The organism is Prevotella dentalis DSM 3688, from assembly GCF_000242335.1.
GTDB lineage: Bacteria > Bacteroidota > Bacteroidia > Bacteroidales > Bacteroidaceae > Prevotella > Prevotella seregens.
Genome location: NC_019960.1, coordinates 425,244 through 446,478 on the forward strand (window position 1 = coordinate 425,244; position 21,235 = coordinate 446,478).

At 54.6% G+C, this 21,235-nt stretch carries 16 protein-coding genes; 4 read left to right on the forward strand and 12 right to left on the reverse strand.

Going from position 1 to position 21,235, the window contains the following annotated elements; genetic code table 11:
- Nucleotides 1-2: 2 nt before the first annotated feature.
- Nucleotides 3-3,086 carry a SusC/RagA family TonB-linked outer membrane protein gene (locus PREDE_RS01730; protein ID WP_235777469.1) on the reverse strand — a complete coding sequence of 1,028 codons (3,084 nt, stop codon included), beginning with the start codon at nt 3,084-3,086 and terminating at the stop codon, nt 3-5.
- A 403-nt stretch (nt 3,087-3,489) separates the two neighbouring features.
- On the opposite strand from PREDE_RS01730, the gene PREDE_RS01735 reads away from it, so the two are divergent.
- The 3 genes from PREDE_RS01735 (at nt 3,490) to PREDE_RS01745 (ending at nt 6,647) form a co-directional block, all read left to right on the forward strand.
- Nucleotides 3,490-4,560, forward strand: coding sequence for a substrate-binding domain-containing protein (locus tag PREDE_RS01735; RefSeq protein WP_005843921.1), 1,071 nt, complete (start codon nt 3,490-3,492; stop codon nt 4,558-4,560).
- A 75-nt stretch (nt 4,561-4,635) separates the two neighbouring features.
- Entirely contained in the window at nt 4,636-6,207 is a 1,572-nt protein-coding gene (locus PREDE_RS01740; protein ID WP_235777468.1) for a capsule assembly Wzi family protein, read from the forward strand.
- Nucleotides 6,204-6,647: a lipocalin-like domain-containing protein gene (locus PREDE_RS01745; protein WP_005843917.1), complete on the forward strand. Its 444-nt coding sequence runs from the start codon at nt 6,204-6,206 to the stop codon at nt 6,645-6,647. Before PREDE_RS01740 ends, PREDE_RS01745 begins: the two co-directional genes overlap by 4 nt.
- Nucleotides 6,648-6,662: 15 nt before the next feature.
- Here PREDE_RS01745 and PREDE_RS01750 read toward each other — a convergent pair whose 3' ends face one another.
- On the reverse strand, nt 6,663-7,238 hold the full coding sequence (locus tag PREDE_RS01750; RefSeq protein WP_005843915.1) for a sugar transferase: 576 nt from the start codon (nt 7,236-7,238) through the stop codon (nt 6,663-6,665).
- Complete coding sequence (locus PREDE_RS01755; RefSeq protein ID WP_015298375.1) at nt 7,235-8,341, reverse strand: MraY family glycosyltransferase; 1,107 nt, start codon at nt 8,339-8,341, stop codon at nt 7,235-7,237. The genes PREDE_RS01750 and PREDE_RS01755 overlap by 4 nt, the downstream gene beginning before the upstream one ends.
- Before the next feature lie 103 nt (nt 8,342-8,444).
- Here PREDE_RS01755 and PREDE_RS01760 point away from each other — a divergent pair, with 103 nt between their 5' ends.
- A complete protein-coding gene (locus tag PREDE_RS01760; protein ID WP_005843911.1) occupies nt 8,445-9,203 on the forward strand; it encodes a glycosyltransferase family 2 protein in 759 nt (252 codons plus the stop codon).
- Nucleotides 9,204-9,274: 71 nt separating this feature from the next.
- Here PREDE_RS01760 and PREDE_RS01765 read toward each other — a convergent pair whose 3' ends face one another.
- From PREDE_RS01765 to PREDE_RS01805, 9 genes are all read right to left on the reverse strand, one after another.
- A complete protein-coding gene (locus PREDE_RS01765; protein WP_005843909.1) occupies nt 9,275-10,450 on the reverse strand; it encodes a glycosyltransferase in 1,176 nt (391 codons plus the stop codon).
- 4 nt (nt 10,451-10,454) lie between these two features.
- Complete coding sequence (gene rffA, locus PREDE_RS01770) at nt 10,455-11,585, reverse strand: dTDP-4-amino-4,6-dideoxygalactose transaminase (protein WP_005843907.1); 1,131 nt, start codon at nt 11,583-11,585, stop codon at nt 10,455-10,457.
- Between the two features lie 55 nt (nt 11,586-11,640).
- Nucleotides 11,641-12,756, reverse strand: coding sequence for a glycosyltransferase (locus tag PREDE_RS01775; RefSeq protein ID WP_005843905.1), 1,116 nt, complete (start codon nt 12,754-12,756; stop codon nt 11,641-11,643).
- Between the two features lie 35 nt (nt 12,757-12,791).
- Nucleotides 12,792-13,880: a hypothetical protein gene (locus PREDE_RS01780; RefSeq protein WP_005843903.1), complete on the reverse strand. Its 1,089-nt coding sequence runs from the start codon at nt 13,878-13,880 to the stop codon at nt 12,792-12,794.
- Nucleotides 13,873-15,231, reverse strand: coding sequence for a hypothetical protein (locus tag PREDE_RS01785; protein ID WP_005843901.1), 1,359 nt, complete (start codon nt 15,229-15,231; stop codon nt 13,873-13,875). The genes PREDE_RS01780 and PREDE_RS01785 overlap by 8 nt, the downstream gene beginning before the upstream one ends.
- Nucleotides 15,228-16,568, reverse strand: a complete 1,341-nt coding sequence (locus tag PREDE_RS01790) for an oligosaccharide flippase family protein (RefSeq protein WP_005843899.1) — start codon at nt 16,566-16,568, stop codon at nt 15,228-15,230. The genes PREDE_RS01785 and PREDE_RS01790 overlap by 4 nt, the downstream gene beginning before the upstream one ends.
- On the reverse strand, nt 16,565-17,467 hold the full coding sequence (locus PREDE_RS01795; protein ID WP_005843897.1) for an AAC(3) family N-acetyltransferase: 903 nt from the start codon (nt 17,465-17,467) through the stop codon (nt 16,565-16,567). The genes PREDE_RS01790 and PREDE_RS01795 overlap by 4 nt, the downstream gene beginning before the upstream one ends.
- 3 nt (nt 17,468-17,470) lie before the next feature.
- The gene (locus tag PREDE_RS01800) at nt 17,471-18,493 is read right to left on the reverse strand and encodes a GumC domain-containing protein (protein ID WP_005843895.1); all 1,023 of its coding nucleotides are present in this window, start codon (nt 18,491-18,493) and stop codon (nt 17,471-17,473) included.
- Nucleotides 18,494-18,565: 72 nt separating this feature from the next.
- Nucleotides 18,566-21,160 (reverse strand): SLBB domain-containing protein, encoded by a 2,595-nt coding sequence (locus PREDE_RS01805; RefSeq protein WP_005843893.1) that lies wholly within the window; start codon nt 21,158-21,160, stop codon nt 18,566-18,568.
- Between the last annotated feature and the right edge of the window lie 75 nt (nt 21,161-21,235).

The following is a 21,235-nucleotide window of genomic DNA, read 5'->3' on the forward strand; positions in this document are numbered from 1 at the left end:
GGTTAGAAAGTCACGTTGAGGCCCAGGGTGAAGCGGCGGCTCAGCGGGTAGGTGCTGTAGTCGACGCCCAGCTGTGTGGTGCCGTTGCCGTAGGTGTTGGTCTCGGTGGTGAATCCTTTGTAGCCGTCGAACTTGACCACATTGTCGGCCGAAGCGTAGACGCGGAGCGATGTGAACGGCGTCTTGGCTAGCAGCCGCTTGGGGAAAGAGTAGCTCAGCGTGATGTTCTTCACGCGGAAATAGGTGGCGCTGTAGATGTTATCCTGCGGGCCCCAGTTGAATGGATTGGAGGTCTTGCCGTCCCAATCCATCGACAGTCCGTGGGCGGCCAGATACTCTGTGGGGATGGCAGCTTTCAGGTTGTCAGGGATGTAGCAGTGGAACCAGTTGGCGAAGAGGCGGCGGTTGTAGTTGCCGCCGGCGTCGTTGTGGCGCGAGCCCACATAGTAAACCTTGCCGCCGAACTGTCCTTGAAGCAGGATGCTGAGCTCGAAATTCTTGTAGGAGAAGCGGTTGGTGAAGCCCCAGGTGAGGGCGGGCAGCGCCGAACCGCGGTTGACGCGGTCTTCGTCGGTAATCTTGCCGTCTTTTTTCATGTCCACGATTTTGGCGTTGCCCTCCTGTTCGCCGGCCCTGATGGCCACGCCGTTGGCAATGTCTTCGGCCGAAAGCACGCCGTCGTAGATATAGTCATAGAAAGCAGAGACGGGGCCGCCCACCTCGGTAATGAACTGGAAGTCGTTGTGCAGCTTGGAGATGATGCGCGTCTGGTTGCCGCCAAGTGCCAGCACTTTGTTGGAGTTGTGGGAGAGGTTGAGATTGCTGGTCCACTTGAACAGCCCCACGATGTTGTGTGTGGTGAGGTCGATTTCCCATCCGGTGTTGCGAATCTTGCCGATATTGGTGAGCTGCGAGTTGAAGCCCGTGGCTGCCGGAACAGGCACGTCGAAGAGCAGGTTGGTCGTGGTGTTGGAGTAAAAGTCGAAGTTGAACTGCACTCTGTTGTGGAAAGCTGAGAAGTCGAAGCCGATGTCGAGCGAGCCGGTCTGCTCCCACTTCAGGTCAGGGTTGGCAATGTTGGATGCGGCTGCGCCGTTGTTCTTGGCTTCGCCATAGGCGGCATAGTATGTTCCGAGCTGCGCCAGATAGGCAAAGTTGCCGATTCGGTCGTTACCCGACGTGCCGTAGGAGGCGCGGAGCTTGAGTAGGTCAATCCATTTTACGTTCTTCATGAAGCTCTCCTGGTTGATTTTCCAACCGGCCGAGAACGAAGGGAACGTTCCCCACTTGCTGTCTTGGCCGAAGCGCGAGGAGCCGTCGCGCCGGATACTGGCCGTCAGGAGGTAGCGGTCGTCGTAGTTGTAGCTCACACGGCCAAAGTAGGACATGTTGCGATAGGGCGTGATGGTGGTGGAGGCTGTGGTCGGCGTGGAGGCCACATTGAGCGTGGCGATGTTCTCGTAGGGCCAGCCGAGAGCAGCCATCGAACCGAGATAGGTGCGGTCTTTCTCAGCGCTCTGGCCCAGCAGGACGTTGAGATGATGTGCCTTGAACTGCTGGTCGAAGGTGAGTGTGTTCTGCAACACCCAGGTGGTGGTGTGTGAAGAATGGCTGTTGCCTGCCGAGGCATAGCCGCTCACGTTGACAGAGGCCGGCTGGAAATAGTCGTATTCCTCACCGTCGTAGTTCTGGCTGTATTGCAGTTTGTAGGTGAGCGAGGGCAGAATGTTCCATTCTCCCCAGAGATTGGACTGCACGCGGTTGTTGTAGGTCACGTCCTTGGTCTTGGCCAGCTGTGCCAGCGGGTCTATCCAGTAGGAGCCGAAGTCGGTGGACGACTCCGTAGAGGCGAGGTTGCCGCTGGGATTGTCGTCGGTGCGGATGACCTTGCCGATGCCCACGAGCGGGGAGGTCATGAGCGAATGGTGGAGGGCACTCTCCTTGCCGCCACCGCCACCACCGGCATAAGTGGTGCCGGCCGCATTCTGCTCGCTTCTTGAGAAAGAAAGGTTGGCGCCTACACGCAGGCTCTTCGTGATGTTGAGCTCGCCGTTGACACGGGTGTTGTAACGCTTGAAGTTGGTGTTTCGCACGATGCCCTGTTGGTTGAGGTAGCCGAAAGAGGCGTAAATATTGCCGATGCTGCCGCTGGCCGATGCCGACACGTCGTAGCTCTGGATGGGCGCAGTGCGCAGCACTTCGCTCTGCCAGTCGGTAAAATCGTTGGTGGTGCTCCACCATCCGGGGATGCGGTTACCCATGGTGCGTGAGGTCATGGGGTCGCTCATGGAGCCGCCTTCGCGGAGATGGCTGGCATTGCGCATGAACATGTTGTAGGCTATGTATTCGTAGCCGCTCATCAGGTCGAGTTTTTTCTCGGGGCTCTGTACGCCGTAGTAGGCATTGAAAGCCACCGTAGGCTTGCCGCTGCCCTCCTTGGTTTCGATCAGAACGACACCATTGGCACCACGGCTGCCGTAGATGGCCGTGGCGGCGGCATCTTTCAGAATCTGAATGGAGGAGATGTCGTTGGGGTTGATGCCGCTCATATTGTCGCGGGGCACGCCGTCGATGACATAAAGTGGCGAGGAGTCGCCATTGATGGTATTGACACCACGGATGCGCATGGTGAGTTCCTGGCCCGGCACGCCGCCGCTGGCCGCCTGGGCGTTGACGCCGGCCAGTTGGCCTTGCATGGCCTCCGAGACATTGGTCACCGGACGGTCTTCGAGTGCGTTGGAGCTGATTTTGGAGATGGACGAGGTAAGGTTGGACTTCTTTACAGAGCCGTAACCCACGACCACAACCTCTTCCAGGGAGCGCTTGTCTTCGAGAAGCACCACGTTGTGGTGGGTGTCGGTGGCATTGAATTTCTGGGTGGCGTAGCCCACGTAGGACACTTCGATGGCAGTTCCGCGGGGCACTTGGATGGTGTACTTGCCGTCCAGGTCGGTGATGCTTCCCTTGGTGGTTCCCGGAACTTTGACCGTCGCACCGATGATGGGCTCACCGGCATCATCGGTGACAACGCCGGTCACCGTCACACTACTCTGCTGGGCCGAGCTTTGCGCAAGTGCCTGCCTCATGGCGACAGGGGATATTAACGTCAGATTTAACGCTAATAGCGTCTTTAATGTTAGGTTCATACTTGTTGGTTTTTAGTGAATAGGACAGTATTTATCTTTTTTCATGGAATGTCCGCGGAGGGTCGGTCGTTGTTTTTTGCGTAAACACCGGCCATTGCAGGTTGCCGTGTCTTTTGGATGTTTTCAGTTTTTCCTGCCATTAGAAAGCCCATCGCAGCAAAAATAAGCAATAAAGGCATATTAAACCGCTTTTCAGACCAATATTTTTAAGCCTTATTAAAAATATTTCCGTGCTTCCGTGCGAAAATGACGAAGAAGTGATACAGAAATCAAAATAACGGCATGAAAGTGTTGTGACAGAGCGGAAAAAGGCTTAGATTTGTGAAAAGAAACAGCAACAGGCATGAAAAAATACAAGATTAGCGACATAGCGGCGATGGCAGAGGTCTCTGTTGGAACTGTAGACCGTGTGCTTCACGAACGGGGCGAGGTGTCGCCCGAGACAAGGAAAAGGATTGAGGCGGTGCTCGAACGCATCCATTACGTCAAGCGCATTCATTCCAAGAGTGTGTCCTGCCATAAGACGGTGAGGCTGTTGGTTATCATTCCGCAGTATCATAAGGGAGACTATTGGGATCGGGTGAGGGAAGGAATAGAGCGGGCCATGACGCATTTCGTGCAGTGTACTTTCCAAACCACTTATCTGACTTACAACCAATTTGACATCAATTCCTGCAAGAACACGTTCAGGACAGCGGCTTCCTACAAGAAAGATGCCGTCATTATCGGGCCCACTTTTTCGGACGAGACCTTTATCTTTGCCAGTCAACTGTCCTTGCAGCGCGTGAAATACATCTTTGTAGATGCCCTGGTGAGGAATGCTGAACCCCTGACAGCATTTGTCCCTGACAACGTGCAGTGCGGCAAGGCACAGGCCCGGTTGCTCACGGCCATCATGGATCACTCCAAGAAGGTGCTCCTGTTGCAGTCCAAACGAGTAGGCGACGACACGTCCATTGCTTCGTTCGAGCGGCAGCGTGGCTTTATCTCATATCTGGCAGAGAACGCCCCCGACATTGAATATGTGTATGGGGTGTATGATTGTAAGCCCAGCCGCAATACGCTCGACGAGCTGGACGGGCTGTTTACCGCCTACCCCGTGGGGGCTGTGGCAGTCTTCAACTCGCAGGCCCACCTGCTTGTCCATCAGCTGAAGACGCTGGGACGGCTCACCGTACCGGTGTGCGGCTATGGAACAAATGCCCGAAACGTGCAGTTGCTCAAGGATGGCAGCATCTCGTTTCTGATAGAGGAACACCCCGAGTACCAAGGCTACATGGCGGTAAAGGCGATAGCCGACAATCTGATGTCCGGCTCGTCGCCAAGGCCTGTCAACTATGCACCGATCGATATTATGCTCAAAGAGACTGTGGATTACTTTCTGCATTCCGACCCAACGGTTTCATTAAAATAAGGTGTAAGTCCTCTTGTTTCTGCCAAGTTCTCGGTTTTTATCCTTACCTTTGCACAATATATAAAAGATGTAAGGATGAAACGACTATTCTCTATGCTGGCTACAGCACTTGTTTCCGTTTCGTCGGTGGCACAGTATGCCTGGCAGGAGGGCGGCATGCCCGGTCGGTTGGACTTGGGCCGCGACGTCCATTACAAGGCCGAAATGCAGGGCTCGCTGTCAAGAGGGCGGACACCGCTGTGGCTCAATGCCAACAAGCAGGGGCTTTCGTCGCTCGACAAGGACAACGGCTATTTGCGCGGACAGGTGGTACGCCCCGTTGACAATGACTCGGCACGCCGCTGGGGCGTTGGCTACGGAGTGGACATGGCCGTGGCGGCAGGCTATACGAGCCGAGTGGTGGTGCAGCAGGCCTTTGCCGAGGTGAGGTGGCTGCACGGACAACTCAGCGTGGGTGCCAAAGAATATCCCATGGAACTGAAGAACCAGAGGCTAAGCAGTGGGGCGCAAGCCTTGGGCATCAATGCCCGGCCAGTGCCCCAGGTGAGACTGGCTTTGCCCCGCTATTGGACAATTCCTGCCTTGGGAAGGTGGGTGCATCTGAAAGGACACATCGCCTATGGACTGATGACCGATGACGGGTGGCAGCACGATTTTACCGGGATGAAGTCGAAATATTCCGACCATGTGCGCTATCACAGCAAGGCGGGTTATGTAAAAATAGGCAGTGAGGAGCGGTTTGTACCGTTGTCGCTGGAGCTGGGCTTTGAGTCGGCTGCCCTGTTTGGCGGTACGAGCTACACGCCTGACGGAAACGGAGTTTTGTCGAAAATACAGAATGCGTCGGGGCTGAAGAGCTACTGGCGGGCGCTGATACCGGGTGGAGGAGACGCACCGGAGGCTGGCACTGCCTATCAGAACGAGGCCGGAGACATTCTGGGCAGCTGGCTTGCCCGGCTGAACTATGAGACCGACACGTGGGCGATTGGACTCTATGCCGATAAATTTTTTGAGGATCATTCGTCCATGTTTCAACTCGATTACGACGGGTACGGCACGGGAAAGGACTGGAACGTGAAGAAGAAGACACGTTTCCGCCTGTACGAGTTCAAGGACTGGATGCTGGGGGCAGAGCTGAATGTGAAGTATGGAAAGTGGCTGCGCGGAGTGGTGCTGGAGTATCTTTACAGCAAATACCAGAGTGGTCCGATCTACCATGACCACTCAGCAGGGCGGTCGGAACACGTGGGCGGCGAAGACAACTTCTACAATCACTATATTTTTACTGGCTGGCAGCACTGGGGGCAGGTCATGGGCAATCCGCTTTATCGGTCGCCTCTCTACAATGAGGACGGAACAATCGAGGTGAAGAACAACCGCTCTGTAGCCTTTCATCTTGGATTCGACGGTCAGCCGACCGATCGGTTTGGCTACCGGGTGCTGGCCACATGGCAGGAGGGATTGGGTACTTACAGTGATCCTTACGACAAGAAGCACCACAATGTGAGCTTGATGGTAGAAGCAAATTACCGTCTGCCTAAAGGTTGGTGTGTGCAGGGAGCTTACGGGATGGACTTCGGACACATTCTCGGAGCCAATGCCGGTTTTCAGTTCACAGTGTCAAAATCAGGAATATTCAGCTTATGAAGATTATTGGAAAAGCCTTGGGACTGCTGTTGGCAGCCTTGAACGTAGCTGCTTGTGGCGATTTAATAGAAACGACGGACAACGGCAGGCTGGGTGGAAACTGGCTGCTAACAACGGTTGACACGTTGGCTACCGGTGGTGTAGCCGATGTGCATACCGACCGCAAGTTCATGGCCGTGGAGGGTGGCATCCTGCAATTGCGTGATGCCGACGAGGGAAAACAATATATTTTTCGTTATAGTTATGTTGACGACAAGCTGACGTTAAGCGATGCGCGGGTCAACGATCGCGAAAGGGGGGATCCTTTGGTCACCGATTCCATGGTATTGGTGCCATTTGGTTTCGACAGTTTACAGCCCGTGTTGCGGGTTGAGGCCATCAGTCGCAGCCGCCTGACGCTTGTAAGCGACCGATTGCGGCTGTACTATCGCAAGTTCTGAAGCTTGTAAGCGGCATTAGAATTTCTTGCCGAACATGATGTTGAGGAAGGTCTTGACCAGTATTTTGGTGTCGAACCACCAGCTGCGGTGCTCCAGATAATACAGGTCGAGCTCCAGTCGACGCAGCATCTTCTCCATGGTGTCGGTGTAGCCGTTGTAGAGCGTGGCGTAGGAGGTGACACCCGGACGTATCTGATAAAGGAAAGTGTAGCGTGGGTCGTGTTGCATGATTTGGTCGATATAGTATTTACGCTCGGGGCGTGGACCGATGAAAGCCATGTCGCCCCTAAGGACATTCCAAAGCTGAGGCAGCTCGTCCAAGTGGTGCTTACGTAGGAAGCGACCTGTGCGAGTGAGTCGCGTGTCGCCTTCTACTTCCAGCAACTGGGGCTCGCCGTCATGCTCAGCATCGATGCGCATGCTGCGGAATTTGAGGATAACGAAAGGCCGTCCGTGCAGGCCTATGCGCTCCTGACGGTAGATGACAGGAAGTCCGTCTTCCAGTCGTATGGCCAGTGCACAGGCAGCCAGCAGCGGCGAGAAGACCACGAGGCATACGAAAGCGAGAATAAGGTCGACAATTCTTTTCATCGCGTTCGGCCCTCCTTGATGGCACGGGCCGTCAGGTAGTTGAGGGCCAGATGCAAGGCAGTGTATAAAAGAACGTCAAGAATGAAGACGAAAGTGAAGCCTGCCGCTGTGTAAGCCAGCCGGTTGATCACGATAAAAGACAAGGCCAAGGACAAGATGATGACCAGTGTTTGGTTCATGGAGAGGCCCAACCGCATGAATTTGTGGTGGATATGGTTTTTGTCGGCATCAAAGATAGGTCGATGGGTACGCAGGCGATGGAGCACTACGCGCACCACATCGAATGTAGGGGTGAGCAATAGCGTCATGGCGAAAGGCATGCGCTCGGGAGCATAGTACATGACAGTAGGGTTGTTCATGGAGTATTTCACAAATAAGAAACCCAGGATAAAGCCTAGTGTGAGGCTCCCGCTGTCGCCCATGAAGATCTTTCGGTTGCGGCTTTCCTTGCCCCACAGGTTGTAATACAGGTAGGGCACCAGTGCGCCCATAAGCCCAGCTATGAGAATGCAGTACACGTAGATGCGCTCTTCATAGAAAGCATACATGAATCCGGCGAGAGCTATCTCTGTGAGACCGGCACAGAGACCGTCGATACCATCGATCAGGTTCATGGCGTTGCAAATGAAAACGATGGCCAATACAGTGAGTGGTGCCCCGGCCCAGAATGGTATTTCGTGCAGCCCGAAGAGTCCGTACAGGTTGTTGATGTATAGGTTGGACAAGGGAAGCACTGTGGCGGCAATGAGCTGTGCTGCAAATTTGAGGTTGGCACCGAGTCCTATCAAGTCGTCGATGAGCCCCACGAAATAGATAACGAGTAGCCCTACCATGAAGTAAAGGGACCAGAGATTGATGGAGAGCAGTTTGCTTTGGCGGTCGTAAGCCATGACCAGCAGGGCCAGGATAAAGGCTATGAGCATGCTGGGCAGAAATGATACGCCGCCAAGGCGTGGAATGAGAGTCTTGTGCATCTTGCGAGAGTTGGGAATGTCGTACAGCTTCTTTTCCTTGCAATAGTCCAGAATGACGGGTATGGCAACGAAGCCGCACCCCATGCTGATGCCCAGTGCACCCAAAATCAACAGTATGTATAGAGTCATGTCGCTATGCGCTTTTATAGATAAAACATGTTTTTTAAACATTTATTGTACAACCGAACAATAAAAATTCGGGTAAAAGGGTTTAATACTAAAACGAATTAGAATGAGAGTTTCCATCATTACCGTCGCATATAATAGTGAAGCTACGCTGGCAGACACCATGCAGTCGGTGCTTAACCAGACCTACGGAGATATCGAATACATCGTGGTGGACGGTGGATCGACCGATGGCAGCATTGCGATCATTCGGTCGTTTGAGCCAGCTTTCGACGGGCGGCTCCGGTGGCAGTCGGAACCCGACCGTGGCATCTACGATGCCATGAACAAGGGCATACGTCAAGCTACGGGCGATGTAGTGGGTATTCTGAACTCCGATGACTACTTCACCTCACCCCAAGTGGTGGAGCGGTTGGTGGCAGCCTTTGCCGATGGTACGCCGGATGCTGTATATGGCGACATTCATTTTGTGAACGTCGGCAATCCCGGGCAGTGTGTGCGCTACTACTCTTCGCGTCTGTTCCGCCCTTGCTGGCTGCGCTTTGGGTTCATGCCGGCCCATCCCTCTTTCTATCTGCGGCGCGATATTTACAGGCAGGCGGGCGGATACCGGCTGGACTATCGCATCGGGGCCGACTATGAAATGATGGTGCGCCTGTTCTTCAAACACCACATCAAGGCACGCTATCTGCCCCAGGATTTTGTCACGATGCGCACCGGCGGTGCCAGTACGCGCAACATCGGTAGCCGACTGACGCTCATCCGTGAAGATGTGCGGGCGTGCCGTGACAATGGAGTGTACACCAACACGCTGATGATATGCACGAAGTTTGTGTACAAGCTCTTCGGGTTATTGCGTAGGTGATGATGGCAGAGCCAGTGCAGCTATGAACCTGTGCTCGAACCTATACTCAGTCCGTATTGACCTAATCACCTTTAGTAGAGGCTTAACAGTCTGTCGAAAACATCGTTGTGCCCATATTGCTCTTTGGCAAAAGACACGCAGTTCTGGCTTATCTGATTATCCTTTTTCTGGCATTGTTCAATTTCGTGGGCCATGTCGTCCATGTCATTCACATATTTTCCTATCGGCGAGGGAGCAAGGTAGGGCATTCCCGAAGTGTTGTAGCACAAGATGGGAGAACCGCACAGCATGGCTTGTAGGCAGACGTTTGGCATGGTGTCTTCTTTACTGTTACAAACAAACAAGTCTGCTAAAGACATGTATTCAGCCAGTTCCTCCTGCGAATAGACGTAGGGGATGGCGATGAGGTTATCGGAGTGGGCAAGGGACAGGTCGTACCCGACGTAGATAAAGAGGAATTGAGGCTTGTCGACAAACCGTTCAGCCAGCCTGATAAAGTCTCTTCCTCCTTTTCTTGGATTGCTCAACACGGCAACAGTGAGTATGATGATCTTACCCTGAAGCTGTTCCTTGGAAAGAGAATGAGGTACTGTCTGTCGAGAATGAAATATGTCAGTGTCGATGGGTTCATTGAGCATAAACAGATGTTTGCCATGAAGCAGCGGAGAGAGCCGGGCACGCTCTATGACCCATTGGGGCCCGGTGAATGTAATGTGCTCGAATTGTGCGTAGGCTTCTGCTTTTTTCTTGAAGTAGCGGTGGGCTGTGTCAAAGAAAAGAGAGCGGGGATAAAGACTGATGGCGGGACACTTGCGGCATCCCGACTGGAACTTCGTGCATGGGCCGGGATAGGCGCATTTGCCCATATACGGATATTCGTCCAGCATGCTATATACTGTCCTAATGCCTTTAGTTTTGATATATTTGAGCAATGCAATGTCGTCAATATAATAGCCATGAAGGTTGTACAACTGTATGACATCTGGCTGCATGCGGTCGATGATTCGCTTGACCTTCCGTGTAGAGAGAGGGTTGAACCCCAGTATGCCGAATAATCGGCAGACCAGCACAGAGATATAATACTCCATGCGGGAACAAACCTTATGGAAGTTTTTGTCATATCCGTCTTTGTACCCATAGCATACCTCTACCTCGTGCCCCAGTGAGATAAGGCGTTTGTAGAGTGCTGTTGTTATGTTTCCTGTAGACGTATAGGTTCCACAAGTGTTGATAATCAAAACCTTCATGTGCTTACCTGCCACTAAAATAGTGGGTTGTGGTATCAATGACATATGCAACCTCATCGTCGGTCATGTCATAGAACAGCGGAAGCCTGATTAGGCAGTCGGTATAACGGTCTGCATGGGGCAGAATCTCTTGGTTCAATCCATGTGCGACTGCGTAAGGGGATTGATGGAGACTCAGGTAATGGAAAGGTGTAGCGATGCCGTGTTGTCTCATGTGGCTTACAAAGGCAGTTCTTTCTTCCAGAGACTTGAATGTCATATAGAAGATGTGGGCATTGTTGGTAGCATAGTCGGGAATGTATGGAAGCTGCACTTCTGTGTTGAAAGGTGTAAGGGCCTCCATGTATTTATTCCATATTTGGATGCGGCGTGCCTGAATCTCCTCAAGATGTTGCAGTTGAGAATAGAGCAATGCTGCATTAAGGTCTGCCATTAGGAACGATGATCCTGTGTCAATCCATCCATATTTGTTCACCTCGCCGCGGAAAAATTCGGAACGGTTTGTCCCTTTCTCCCAAATGATTTCTGCTCTCCGTATGAATGCTTCGTTGTTGACGGTCAGCATGCCGCCCTCTCCCGATGTGACATTCTTGGTGTCGTGAAACGAAAAACATCCCAGGTCGCCGATACTTCCCAATGGCTTTCCTTTATAATAAGCATCCAGAGACTGGGCTGCATCCTCTACCACGGCGATGCCATGCTGATGTGCCAAATCCATGATGGCATCCATATCGCAGGAGACACCGGAATAATGCACGGGGACTATAACCTTTGTCTTGGGGGTGATGTACTTTCGGATTTCCTCTGGAGTGATGTTGGGGTGCTTGGAACCGCTGTCTGCAAAAACGAGCTTGGCACCTTGCCTCAGAAAGGCAATGGCTGTTGAAACGAACGTATAGGAGGGTAAGATTACCTCGTCGCCGGGACCAACTCCTGTCAGGATGGCTGCCATTTCGAGGGCGTCAGTGCATGATGTGGTCAATAGTACTTTCTTGAAACCGTATTTCCCAGTGAAGAAAGTGTTGCATTGCTTGGTGAAAGTGCCGTTCCCACAGAGGTGTCTTTGGTTAAGAACTTCTGAGATGTATTCTATGTCAGACTGGAAACGGGCTGGTTTGTTAAAAGCTATATCCATGTTTGTTATTGTTATACCTATTTAATAAGAACGCCTTGATGAAAAAAAGATTGTATCATCTTTCGTAAATGATGCTTTTAATGGTATCTAATTGATAATGTAAGTTCCATTTTCTATCAATCTCTTGGTATGCGGCTTGTCTTGTTTCGTCCCTTTTTTTGCCGTCTGTCAAGATCCATTTCTCTATTTTTTCTTTTAAATCCGTAATACTGTCCTGCTTGAAAAAGTCTCCAGTGATGCCTGGTTGTATGGCTTCGAACTCGGGCATTTGGTATGGAAAGTTATCGTGGGTGATGACCGGACATCCGAAGGTCAGTGCATGGATGGCCGTTAGTCCCACGTTGCCCGGCGACACACAGACGGCGGCATTGTAGAACAGCTCGCCCAGCCGGCTGTCGTCGTAACAGGGGCCGTACATCCATAGTTGCCCGTCGATGCCTCGCTGCCGGGCCTCCTGCTCCAGCCCCACCTGCTCGGAATCCTTGCCCACGACAACAAGATTGACCAGCCGGCCCTGCTGTTTCAGCAGGGCGATGGCATCGAGCAGCAGGGGCAGTTTCTTGCGCTGCTGTATGCGTCCGCAGTAGATGACGGTGGGATGGGCGTTGCCGAAGTGGGCAGTATAGATGTCGGTGGGCTTCAGCGTCTGCCTGATGGCTTGCTCTCGGTCGGAGTCCAGCGAGTTGGCAATGCAGTAGAGGCGCGACCGGTCGAACCCCTCTTGCTCCATGAGACAGATGGAATACTCGTTGTAAATCATCAGTTTGGAGAACATGGAGAAGAAAATACGCTTCACCAGCCGCTTGACTCCCCGCTCGCGGCCATACCAGCCATGCGACCAGGAGACCGTGGTCTTGCCCAGGAGGCGTGCAAGAATAAGGATGAACCACGAAGAGAGGCAGAAAGGCTCGCCGTCGAGCACATAGTATTGATAGGGTGCAAAGACCAGCCGCACCGAGCCCCGCTGCCAGTAGAAGTGGCCCAGAAAAACATTGTGCAGGGTTTTGCGATAGCCTTTCAGACTGCTGCAGTCGAGGGCCTTGATGGGCGTCTCGATCTTGTCACCGGGATAGAACGCACAGTTGAAGTGCTGATCTATCAGCCGGAAGATAGGTTCCCGGTAGTGGGGAGCCATGTTCGTGATGATGCAGAGACTATGGGGATTCTTCATCGTTGGTTATTTTATATAGTCATGATGCTCCTTTTTCATGGCCGACAGCCTGGGATTCCCTTGAAAGAGAAGACATATCCTCCTCTAAAAGAAATGGTTTCGCCTTTTGTAAATGTCCAGGGCGTATCATTGGGAGAGGCTAACAAATGAAAATAGGATTTCTGAACCTCTGTGGTTTGTGCATTGTAACTCTCCGAATTATACTTTAAATCTCCTATTCCATAATGAGGATCGATAAAGGCGTCCAGCTTGTATTCGCTGTCAAATTGCCGGATGGCTTTTACAGACTTGTCTGCTCTGTTGACAATATAGTTCTTGTAGGTACCCATTTTGGTGCGGGAACCTATGAATTGTATGCTATCCAAATCATTGTAAAACCCCAAGCCATCAATCTGATAGGCAAGTATATCTTCCAGAGGCGTAAAGTCAACGCGGACAAAAGCGGTGTCTCTGCAAAAATCCATGTATATATCTTGCTCCATGGCATAGCGTCCCTGGCCGTCCTTTTTCTGAGTATTGCTGGCTTGAAGCAGGTTTCTTACTATGATTTGGACATGGTTCCCTTTTCTGATTTCTCCCATTTTCATGGTATCTCCATCTACGATTACAACCTTCTCTTTCTCGTATAATGTTGGAGTGGCATCAATGGAAGTCATGTTCTTATAGCCGTGAAAGCCTCCAGTAAAGAAGCTCTGGCCGTCATCCAAAAAGTCTCCGTCTGCATGGTTCTTTACTTTGAACCGTATGGGCAGTATATTGTCGGTCTGATGTCCAAATATCCAATATTGGCTGTTGTTATTTGGACGGAGGGTCGAATCTGACTTGGGAACTACGTAAATGTTTCCTAAATCGAAGTTGAGATTCGGAGTCCCGATTTTATTCCCAAAAGTCATGACGGCACTTTTCTGGTCTGTTCCGTTTTGGATTCCCCCAATGAAGATAGTGGCTACCGTCTGCCCATTGGGCAATATTTCTTTTTCTGGTGCATAGTAACACCAATAGGGCTCTGCAGATTGGGGGCCATGATGGTGTGGGATGTCCAAATCTTTTTCGCAACCTGCAAGTAGCACGCAGGTTTGCAAGCAAATCAAATAGAAAAAAGTAATGTGTATCTTTTTATCCATGGTCTACTTTTTGTTCATCGTCTGCTTTCCTATTGTTGTATATGTCCATGGGGCAGTCGGTTCCGGCAATGAGCAGGAACAGGATGAGCAGCCCGTTGGACAGGAGCGTTGTAAAGAGTGAGGTGTTGAGAATGTACGACAGCGACGGCAGGAAGATAATGAGCAGGTCGGACATCCGATACCGATACGAGATAGAATTGACCAGATGCAGCAGCAGGTAGAATACGAGACCTATACCCAGCACACCCCAGAATCCGGCTGCCGCCAGCCCATCGGTGAGGAAGAAGTTGGCGTTGGCATTCTGCAAGCCGTAGGCCACAACCTTGCCGAGCGGCTGCGAGTAGGGGTAACTTTGAGTCACGATATTCACCACATTGATGTGGGAATAGTAGGTGAAAGGGTTGTCGTTGATGCAGAAGAAGCGCAGGTAATACTGCGAGAGCCACCCCGCCACGGCCGACGTGCGCAGGATGACGATGAAGCCGATGGCCAGCTGAAGCACCTCGTTCTTGAGAGTCACGACAAGGATGCTGGCGGCCGTGAAGAAGTACATGACGAAAGCATGCAGCCTGTTGGTGATGGCTTCGCGCTCTCGCTTGATGAGGAAGTAGAGCAGAATCAGCACGAAAGGCATGAAGAACGTGAGTTTTTGCATGTCGATCATGAACAGCACGAAGTAGGCTCCAATGATAATCGCCGTGGCTGCCCACCGCTTCTGCCCCAGATAGTTCACCAGCAGGAACGGGTAGAAACCGCCGAACAGCCAGCCCTTGATGTAGGCCCCGATGCCCGTTCCTCCCTCGGAGTTCTCCTCGCGCAGCTGATACATCAGGTCCGACTGGGTAAAGATGTTGACGAAGTGCATCGATCCGATGCTCGTGGCAACCAGCACGACCGTGAGAACCAGCGTAGCCAGCTCCACCCACTTGAATGGTATCTGCGGCCGGATGACGAGGTCTTTGAGGATGGTGTTCTCCTCGCCGATGCTGAAGTAGAGAACGAAGAGCACACAGAGCACGATGCCGTAGCTGGCCATGCTGAAGCCGTCGAGGTTCCACATGGTGAACAAGGCATGCACAAACGGGATGTAAACGAGGACGTAGAGGAAGATGGTGAAGAACGCCGACACGTTGCGTATGCCCCGATAGAACAGCATCGGCACCACCGACAGCACGGCCCATGCCATGAAGCGGCCCGCGCTCATGTCGATGTAGTCGATGTCCATGTAGCTGAATAGCTTGTAGACGAAGTCCTTAAAGGCATAGTCATACACCAGAATGTATGTCAGGGCGCAGACCATGCGTGAGGTCATGCTGCCGGCATCGAATATGTAGGCCAGCAGCTTCTTCATAGCAACGCGATTCTTATAGCCAGTATGGCGACCGAGACGACCCACAGCGGCATGTACCGGCGGAAAGGCGCCACGCCTGTTCCACTTAGGTGCAGGATGTGGAAATACATGGCCAGGTTCACCAAGGAACAGGCCACGGCATACACCGTAAGGATGTGATAGAGGTTGTGGCTTAGCTCGCAACCCAAAATGATGCTCCCGATAGCCACCAGCGAATAGGCCAGATTGTAGCCGAAGAGCACGCGCTGCTTGTTGAGGAAGCGGAACAAGGGGATGAGGGGTTGCGTGAGAATGGTGGGGAAAGACCAGAAAGCCAGGCACAAGGCAATGTTGCCCGCCGTGGCCCACTTGCTTCCGAGGAACACCACCACGAGCTTGTCGCCGCCGCAGGCAAGCACCAGCATCGGCACGAAAGCGATGAGTGCCACCACCTTGCCCACATGCCGGGTGCACCGCAGCCGGTGTTCCAGCTGTCCGCGGTTGGTGCAGAGCTGCTCGTAATACACGCGGCCGATGGCCGATCCGACGAGCGTCATGGGCAGCAGTAACAGTTGCAGGATGATGGAGTAGCAGCCTATCGTCGACTTGTCAAAGTAGCCCACCAGCACCAGCAGGGGCACGCTGAAGCCCGCGTAGCACAGCAGACTGGAGGGGGCGTCGTAGAGAGCGAAGTTGCGGTAGCGCGACACGATGGCCCCGATGCGCCTGATGTTGAAAGCCCAGAGGCTGCGCAGCTTGCCCGTGCGCACCAGGCAGACGAGCAGAAATAGGAATGTGGCCAGCTGGGCAAGGGTGGTGCCGAGTATCAGTCCGTTGAAAGCGGAGACTGCCACCAGCCCGAAGAGCACCCGGAAAGCAGCCTGCGACCCTCCCAGCACCACGCTTTCCAAGGCCAGATGGGTGTACTGTCCGTAGCGGTTGCACAGGTTGCTCGCCACCGTGTGGGCGGCATACGCCAGCAGATAGGCCAGCAGGAGCCCCACCGACGGGAAGTGGTCGAAGAAAGCCATGCCCCGGTTGCGGCCCCAGCCAAAGACAAGAAGTGTGGCGGCGGAGACCAGCACGCCCAGTGTAAGGCAGAGGGCCGACACGTAGGGCACCTCCTCTTCCGAAGCCTTGACGATGGTATTCTCATATCCGGCGAAGATGGCGATGGTCAGTATTGCGACAAACGATGAGAACACGCCCCACTCGCCGAAGTCGGACGGCTGGTAGAGGCGCGAGAGAATCGGTGTCACTACCACGGGGAGTAGGAACATGACGATGTTGCTGGCCGACATTTTCATCGTGTTGAGCAACAGCGGACTGTTCTTGATGCTTTGGGCAATCTTCTTCAAAACTTGTATCTTTTAGGCGAGGGCACGTAGTACATGGTGACTCCCTTGCGCCCCAGCTCCAGCATTTTGTCCAGGCAGGGCTTCGACTCAAACACCTTGACGAGCAGATTGGAGAGGCGCGTCTTGCGGTAGATGGCGGGCCCGAAGTGGCGGATGAGCGTCATCTCGTGCGTTCGGCGCTCCAGGTCGCCTTCCACGCAACTGTACTGCCGCACCTGTCCCTGCGGGTTGTAGTAGCGGTAGGTCTTCCTGAGGGTGAAAAATTGCGCCCAGTAAGGGTGTTCCTTGTAGAGCAGGGCCTCCACGCAGTGGTCGAAGGTGCCGATGTAGTGGCTGTCGAGACCCAGGGTGAAGACCAGTGCGCCGAGCGTGGTCATGCGGTACCAGGGCGAGTCTTCGTCCCAGCAGTTTGCGCAGTGGCTGTGGTCGTGCAGCAGCCAGTCGGCGTGCCGGCCCCAGGCACACACGGAGTGCTGCACGTTGATGCTGCGCTTCACGCCGGGACTCTGCCTGAAAGTCTCGGCCAGATGTCCGGCAAAGGTCTTGTCGTGTGCGGGGTCGAAGATGCGGCTGTCGTCGTGTTGCAGGGCTGGGTCAGGGTAGGCTGGCATGAGCAGCGTGCCCTCGGGGGTGAGCGTTTGCTGTATGCGGGCAATGAGTTCTTCGGCTGTTCCGCGGTAGTTGTAGAACTCTTTCATTGAGGCGTGGATGCACACCACGCTGCCCGCCCGCATGCCCAGCGCGCACATCACGCCCACTATGTCGTCGGCCGTGTACGTGCGATGATACACGAGCATGCCCATCCGCTTGTGCAAATTCTTGCGCAACAAGGAGAAATCCCGTATGCCGGTCACTCGCTTCAGGGCCATTCCCAGTGTGGTCAGCGCGCTCTGCCGCATGGGTCAGACAAAGATTTTGAGCACGTCTTTCCGCACGGCCCACACCGTGAGCAGCGTGCAGGTGAGTAGTTCCATAATCAAGACAAACAGCATGCGCTTGGGACCGGCCGGCTTTACCGGCACCGAGGCACCCTTGAGGAGGGTGAACACAGGCGTCTTCTCCTGCAGCTTGGCCCGGGCAGCCTCGTATTGGTTGCGGGCATTGGAGTAGGTATTGAACTTCAGCTGCATGTTGTTCTCCATGTCTTCTATCTTCGACTGCACGGCCTGGAGCACCAAATCCTGATTGGCGTCCGAGTAGGCGGCATAGCTGCGGCGGGCTTTCTCGTATTCGGTCTGCGCTTCCTGAGTTATCTTTTTATAGTAGGCCACGTCCTTGCGGGCCTTGTCCGTGCGGTAGGCGGTGATGAAAGCCTTCAGTCGGGTGCTCAGCGAGTCGGCCAGTGTCTTGCACACCAGCGGGTCCTGGGCAGTTGCCGTGATGGTGATGACACCGTCCTTGGAGTCCACTTTCAGCGTCACGTTGTCACGAATGGCCTCGGCCACGCGGCTCTGCTTCTTGTCCAGGGCATAGGGCGAGAGCCTGTTCATGGTCAGAGGCTCCTCTTTCTTGCCCAGCAGCCCGGCCCACCAGGGAGTCTTCTGCCGGTTGGCCAGATAGTCGAAGTAGGTGTATCGCTGTCCCTCGCTGGTGCGCACAGGGATGCTGAAAAGCTCGGCCACGAAGCGGTTGTCCTCCATCAGCTCCGGGTAGAGCAGTGGAGTGATGGCGTCGGTGCTCTTGATTTGCGACATGTCGATGCCCAGCGATGAGGCCAGCGAGCCTATGGAGCCCGTGTTGGTCGCGTTGCCGGTCTCGGGGGCCAGCTTGGTATCGGTGGTGTAGTATCGTGGCATGCTCAGGATGAGCAGGCAGTAGGCGGCCAGGCTCACGGGCACCGCGATGGCGAAGAGCCGTCCGTGCTCCCTGATTCTCCTGATGATGAGCCGCAGGTCTATGACTGCCGTTTGGGGTTTTTCGTTCATTGTTCTATAGATTACGTGCGTGCAGGCGGGCTGACAGCCGTGGCCGTCACGTGTGAGAGTGGGGCGTAATGGTTACTTGGCCAGGTTGGCGATGGTGGCAATCATGGCTGCGATGCTGGCCATACCCGAGCCCAGGCTCATGGTCTCGGCAATGCTCATGCGGCGGCTAATCTTGCTTGGCACCACGATTTCGCAGCCCGGCAGGATGTGTGCGCCCTGGCTCAGCTTGCCCACCATGCCGTTCATGTAGATGACGTAGGCGTTGCTCTTGCGTGCGTTCTGCGAAAAGCCGCCGGCTGCATTGATGTAATACTTCGCGCCCTTGCCCTTTTGGTAGGCAATGGTGTTGGGATACATCACGGCTCCGTTGATTTTTACCGTGGCCGTGTACTGTGGCAGGATGAGCTTGTCGCCCTCGCGCAGCACGATGTTGGCGTCGCTCGTGGGGTCGGCCAGGGCCTTGTCGAGCTCGATGCCCACGGGGTAGGTGTTGGGAACCTGGTATTTGTCCAGCTGCGAGTTGGCCTGCTGGGCCACCTGCTGTATGTTGCCCGAGTTGCTGCTGGCGGCCAGTGCCATGAGTTGCTGCTGCAACTGCTCCTGCTGCATCTTGAAAGCCGCCTCCATGCGCACGCGTTCTGATTCGGTGGGCACGCGCTCCAGGCGGGCGCCTTTCACGTAGGCCTGGTCGGTGATGCCGCCGGCCGCCTTGAGCAGGTCGGTGAGACGGGCGTTGCGCCGGGTGAGCGTGTAGTCGCCGGCAAAGACCACTTCGCCCTCGATCGACACGTTCTTCTGTTCGGAATAGGCCGGGCTCTTGCGCACATACACCTCGTCAAAGGGCATGAGCGTGAAGCCGGGCTGGCCGTCTACCACGAAGCCGTCCTTCAGTGCAAAGCTGTAACTGCGGGCGATGATGCTGTCGGTGGACAGCGCCCGGGGGTTGCCCACGCGGCGGCTCACGTCTACCTTGACCGTGGAGGCTGTCTCCTTGAGGCCGCCAGCCTGGAGCACGAAGTCCTCCAGCGTCTCGTTGTCGGCATACTTGTAGATGCCCGGATAGTGCACTTCGCCGTGTATGGTGATGGTGCGCTCGGTCATGGCTTCCTGCCGGGAGGGGATGAAAAGCACGTCGTTCTCCCTGAGCGGCAGGTCGGCCACGCGGCCGCTCATGATGCCTTCCACGTCCACGCTCACCACTTCGAGCGTGCGGTCGGCTTTCATTCGGTGCATCACGGCGCGGTTGGTAAAGGCCTCCTCGGTGAGTCCCTCGGCATGTTGGATGAGTGTGCGCACGCTGTTGATGCTGTTGCCCATCTGGTACATGCCGGGACGGAACACGGCTCCTTTCACTTCCACCGTGTTCTGGTAGCGCGGCAGGATGGAGTCCACGCTCACGCTGTCGCCGTCGGCCATGCGGAAACTGCTCATATCGAACTCCTCCACATTGAAGACGGCATACTCGCGGCCCGTCTTTCGGTTCACGCGCACGGCCTTGGTGTAGGCGTCGCCGGTGAATCCTCCGGCATAGCGCAACAGGCTTTCCACGCTCTCGCTCTTGCGCATCTCGTAGAACATGGGGCGTTTCACCTTGCCCGTGAGGTTGACCAGGCAGTCGTAGGGCCCGACGATGATGACGTCGCTGTCGGCAAGCCGCACGTTGCCCGTCATCTTGCCGTTCAGGATATAGTCGTAGATGTCGCACACGCTGACGAGCCTGTTGCGGCGGTATATCTTGATATTGCGCAGTGTGCCCAGCTCGTTGGTGCCGCCTGCCATGTAGAGTGCATGGAACACGGTGGCAAAGGCCGAGAGCGTGTAGGTGCCGGGGTTCTTCACTTCGCCCATCACATTGATGGAGATGGTACGTGTCTGGCCCAGCGAAATCTTGATTTGGCTGCTCTGATAGCGCGCTCCCAAGCGGCCGCGGATACGGGCGTTGGCCTGTGCCACCGTCAGTCCGCTCACGGCGATGGGCCCGAAATTCTCCACCACGATGTCGCCGTCGGGCGAGACGGTGGTCGTGAGGCTCTTCTGCGAGGCCCCGTACACGTCGATGACCACCGCGTCGCCCGGCCCCAGCCGGTAGTTCTGTGGGGTGGCAATGTTCATTTCCGGTTCAAAGGTGAGCTCCTTGTTGTTGAAGATGTCGCGGCCGAACACCTTTCTCTGTTCCTTTTTCTGCCAGTTCAGCATGCGGCGCAGCAGGGCCAGCGAGTCTTCGGGCGTCATGAGTGCAAGCTCGTCCTGCATCTGTACGAAGTCGGCATCGTTCTCGTCGTACTTCTCTTTCCACTTGCTTGTGCCCTGTATGCGCTGCGAGGTGGTGGTCTCGCGCTGCTGCCCCTCGCGCTGGGTACGGGCCTTGTCGGCCTCCTTGTCCTTGCCGTTGTTGGTGCGCAGACGGTTGTCGGTGGCCTTGCTTTGGTCGGCGCGGCCCAGTCCGCCGTCCTGGCTCATCTGCTGGTATTTGCGGCGCACGCGGCGAATCTGCGTGATGTCCACGCCCCGCTGCATCAGCTTGGTCACGATTTGGGACTGCGGAGTGCCCCGTTCCACTTCCTGCTGCACGAACTGGGCCACCTGCGTGTCGGTCATCGACGACTGGGCCTGCACGGCCATGGGAGCCAGCAAGAGGAGGGAAAGTGCTATGATTAATTTTTTCATACGGCCTTGTTTTGGCTGCAAAGGTACAACAAATTGGGTGAACGGCGAAAGGTTTGCCGCGGCTTTTTGACTTCT

Excerpts from the sequence above, each read along its gene's own strand:
- rffA (WP_005843907.1), bottom strand. The coding sequence starts at position 11,585 with ATGGATATAGCTTTTAACAAACCAGCCCGTTTCCAGTCTGACATAGAA.
- PREDE_RS01750 (WP_005843915.1), bottom strand. The coding sequence starts at position 7,238 with ATGAAAAGAATTGTCGACCTTATTCTCGCTTTCGTATGCCTCGTGGTC.
- PREDE_RS01735 (WP_005843921.1), top strand. The coding sequence starts at position 3,490 with ATGAAAAAATACAAGATTAGCGACATAGCGGCGATGGCAGAGGTCTCT.
- PREDE_RS01775 (WP_005843905.1), bottom strand. The coding sequence starts at position 12,756 with ATGAAGAATCCCCATAGTCTCTGCATCATCACGAACATGGCTCCCCAC.
- PREDE_RS01745 (WP_005843917.1), top strand. The coding sequence starts at position 6,204 with ATGAAGATTATTGGAAAAGCCTTGGGACTGCTGTTGGCAGCCTTGAAC.
- PREDE_RS01800 (WP_005843895.1), bottom strand. The coding sequence starts at position 18,493 with ATGAACGAAAAACCCCAAACGGCAGTCATAGACCTGCGGCTCATCATC.
- PREDE_RS01765 (WP_005843909.1), bottom strand. The coding sequence starts at position 10,450 with ATGAAGGTTTTGATTATCAACACTTGTGGAACCTATACGTCTACAGGA.
- PREDE_RS01805 (WP_005843893.1), bottom strand. The coding sequence starts at position 21,160 with ATGAAAAAATTAATCATAGCACTTTCCCTCCTCTTGCTGGCTCCCATG.
- PREDE_RS01730 (WP_235777469.1), bottom strand. The coding sequence starts at position 3,086 with ATGAGGCAGGCACTTGCGCAAAGCTCGGCCCAGCAGAGTAGTGTGACG.
- PREDE_RS01795 (WP_005843897.1), bottom strand. The coding sequence starts at position 17,467 with ATGCGGCAGAGCGCGCTGACCACACTGGGAATGGCCCTGAAGCGAGTG.
- PREDE_RS01785 (WP_005843901.1), bottom strand. The coding sequence starts at position 15,231 with ATGAAGAAGCTGCTGGCCTACATATTCGATGCCGGCAGCATGACCTCA.
- PREDE_RS01740 (WP_235777468.1), top strand. The coding sequence starts at position 4,636 with ATGAAACGACTATTCTCTATGCTGGCTACAGCACTTGTTTCCGTTTCG.
- PREDE_RS01755 (WP_015298375.1), bottom strand. The coding sequence starts at position 8,341 with ATGACTCTATACATACTGTTGATTTTGGGTGCACTGGGCATCAGCATG.
- PREDE_RS01780 (WP_005843903.1), bottom strand. The coding sequence starts at position 13,880 with ATGGATAAAAAGATACACATTACTTTTTTCTATTTGATTTGCTTGCAA.
- PREDE_RS01760 (WP_005843911.1), top strand. The coding sequence starts at position 8,445 with ATGAGAGTTTCCATCATTACCGTCGCATATAATAGTGAAGCTACGCTG.